Origin of the sequence: Kitasatospora sp. NPDC091257, from assembly GCF_044757675.1 — a bacterium.
Lineage (GTDB): Bacteria > Actinomycetota > Actinomycetes > Streptomycetales > Streptomycetaceae > Kitasatospora > Kitasatospora lactacystinica.
This window is the reverse complement of record NZ_JBIVVI010001278.1, coordinates 1-2,476: the sequence shown is the minus strand read 5'-3', so window position 1 is coordinate 2,476 and position 2,476 is coordinate 1. Positions and strand designations below refer to the sequence as shown.

At 69.7% G+C, this 2,476-nt stretch carries 3 protein-coding genes and 1 pseudogene; 3 read left to right on the top strand and 1 reads right to left on the bottom strand.

Going from position 1 to position 2,476, the window contains the following annotated elements; all coding sequences use genetic code 11:
• Positions 1-277: 277 nt before the first annotated feature.
• Genes ACIQOV_RS37280 through ACIQOV_RS37270 form a run of 3 tightly spaced genes read left to right on the top strand, consistent with a single transcriptional unit; the run spans position 278 to position 1,268 of the window.
• The gene (locus ACIQOV_RS37280; RefSeq protein ID WP_401055223.1) at positions 278-481 is read left to right on the top strand and encodes a CsbD family protein; all 204 of its coding nucleotides are present in this window, start codon (positions 278-280) and stop codon (positions 479-481) included.
• Between the two features lie 16 nt (positions 482-497).
• A complete protein-coding gene (locus tag ACIQOV_RS37275; protein WP_401055222.1) occupies positions 498-662 on the top strand; it encodes a hypothetical protein in 165 nt (54 codons plus the stop codon).
• A gap of 39 nt (positions 663-701) precedes the next feature.
• Complete coding sequence (locus ACIQOV_RS37270) at positions 702-1,268, top strand: hypothetical protein (RefSeq protein ID WP_401055221.1); 567 nt, start codon at positions 702-704, stop codon at positions 1,266-1,268.
• Positions 1,269-1,485: 217 nt separating this feature from the next.
• Here ACIQOV_RS37270 and ACIQOV_RS37265 read toward each other — a convergent pair.
• A pseudogene (locus ACIQOV_RS37265) lies at positions 1,486-2,006 on the bottom strand (GNAT family N-acetyltransferase); the annotation flags it as partial.
• Positions 2,007-2,476 lie beyond the last annotated feature (470 nt).

Sequence of the window (2,476 nt, the reverse complement as noted above, 5' to 3'; positions counted from 1 at the left end):
CCCCGACACCCCCGGCGGCCCGGCCCGCCACCCGTGCCCGTCCGCGGGAGAGGCTCGTTGAACCGCGCGCCTGCCCGCGGTCAGCAGGCCGGCGGCACGCGGCGTCGATCCCCCCGGCCCGCGTACCGCCTCGCGCCGCCGTCCGCCCCGCCCAGGCGGTCCCCTCAGGACGGCCCGCGCCTCATCGGCATGCCGCGAGCATAAAACCCCTGAAACCGGGCAAAGATGCATGATCAGACAGTGGGATTCGCGCACTGACGGATGGACGGAGCAATCGATGGGTGACCTGTCGAACAAGATGCAGAACGTGACCGGCAAGGCCAAGGAGAAGGTCGGGGACCTGACCGGTGACCAGGAGCTGAAGGGCGACGGGCAGGCCGACCAGGCGGAGTCGAAGCTCAAGCAGGCCGCCGCGGACGTCAAGGACGGCGTGCGCGACGTCGCCGACCGTGTGAAGGGCGCTCTGAAGCGCGACAAGTGAGAAAGGCGGAACCGCGATGGCACTGTTTCTGTTCATCGTCCTGATCGCCGTGGTGTTCGGCTTCGTCGGCGCCCTCGTGAAGGGCCTGCTGTGGCTGCTCGTGATCGGGATCGTCCTGTTCCTCGCCGCCCTGGTGTTCGGCGGCATGCGTCTGGGCGGCCGGCGCTCAGGGCGCAGGTAGGGAAGGCGGAACATGCGCCGTGACGCTGTAGGTGCGTACTTGGCCGACCGCGATGACGTCGCGCTGCAGGCTGTGCTGGACAGCCTCCCCAAGGCCGTCCAGATGGCCACGAGGCGGTACCTCAAGGACGAGTGCCCGCCGGAGATGAGGGCTTTCAGCAGCTTCGGGCCGATCGAGATCGTCCGCGAGGCTGTCCACTTCAGCCGGATCGACGACGAGCTCGAAGACCATCTCGAGGGCGCTTACGCGATCGGCCTCGGAATCCGCATGTCGAACGAGCGCGGCAGCGAAGGCAACGTCGACTGGGTGGTCCAGCTCCGCAATGACGAGGTGTCGGTGCCGGCCAGCGCCGAGCCACGTTCGTGGGAACTCCTTGCCGGGGTCGATCTCCTGAACACCTGGACGAGCAAGGAGCCGCATCCCGGTCTCACGCTCGTCCGTGCTGGACTCGGCGTGGCAGCCGGTGCGAGCGCCGAGGGGCGCTGGGTGAGGGTGCACACGCTGCTGCACAGCCATCGTGACGTCGACTACGAGGGCAGCGGTACCTCGGAGTTCGTCGTGGACGTCGTCGACGCGCCGATCCCGCAGCAGGACCCCGAAGGCTAGACCATAAACGACGCCGCGTCATCCGCTGGAGGTGCTGGGCCCCGCTGGCGGGTGACGCGGCGAAGTGCGGGTGCGGGCGGGTGGCACGCCTGCAGGAGGTCTCCATTCGCCGAATGCTTGCCAGCTGGAGGCAGTCCGACCAGGAGTTCTGTCCGGCCGAGCCGGGCGGGACCGGCGACTGCTCCCCAGCCCGCTCGGATGCTCGGAGCGCGCACTTCCGGATCATGGCCATGAGCGGCGGTGCGTCCGGGTTCGGGTGGACCTCGTTGACGGCTGAGTAGCCCCAGGATTCGTACAGCGCGAGCACTTTGCCGTCGCCGGCGGCAGGGTTCACCACCAGGGTGATCCGCTCTTCGGGGCGGCTGCCCGCGAGGCTCTCGTGGATGCGGCGGGCGGCGCCCGTGCCGCGCCACGGTGTGCGGACGCCGAGTTCCTTGAGGGCGAAGACCGGGCTGGTGGTGAGGTCGGGATCCATCGGCTTGGACATCCGGGTCCACCAGCGGTCGCCGGAGCGGATGGTGTGCCGTAGGCGTAGCCGACCGGCTGGTCCTTGTCGTAGCCGATGACGGTCTCGAAGCCGGGCTCGCCGCCGTGGCGGTCGAGGCGTTCGGCGAACGTGGCGACGGCGTAGTTGGGGAGGTGGAGGAGCGGCGCTCGGACGTCCGCGTAGAGGTCGATCAGCGTCCGGCGTGCGAGGGGGGTCAGTTCGGTGAAGTGGCGCAGGTCCGGCTCCGTCACGCGGGTGTCCTTCGGTTGTCGTGGGTGTACCGGTCCCGGAGTTGCGTATGGGGACTGTTCGGCGCCACGTTCAGCAGTGCCGAGCCGAAGCGGTCGAGCATGCCGGCGACCCGTGGGTGCGCGGCCAACCCCGCCGGGATCGCCATGACGGTGGTGACGGCGGGTTCGAGGTCGCCCTGGCCGAGCTGGGCACGGGCGAGGCGGGCGTTGGTGATCCCTCGGGCCGAAGACGTCGTAGGCGTAGTGGACCGTCTCCGCGGCGATGTCGCCGACGGCCGAGCGATTGTCGTCGGTCACCGCGCCGGTGACGGGGTTGTGGACCGCCTGGCAGGTGTAGGTGAACGGGGTGGTGCCCTGGCCGATCTCGGTGCCGGGGATCGTGGTGGTGGTCTTGCTGGGGTGGTAGGCGGTGTCGTACGCCAGCACGGAGGTGGTGCAGGCGATGCCGCCCGCCCCCCGTCGACGTAGCG

Excerpts from the sequence above, each read along its gene's own strand:
- ACIQOV_RS37280 (WP_401055223.1), top strand. The coding sequence starts at position 278 with ATGGGTGACCTGTCGAACAAGATGCAGAACGTGACCGGCAAGGCCAAG.
- ACIQOV_RS37275 (WP_401055222.1), top strand. The coding sequence starts at position 498 with ATGGCACTGTTTCTGTTCATCGTCCTGATCGCCGTGGTGTTCGGCTTC.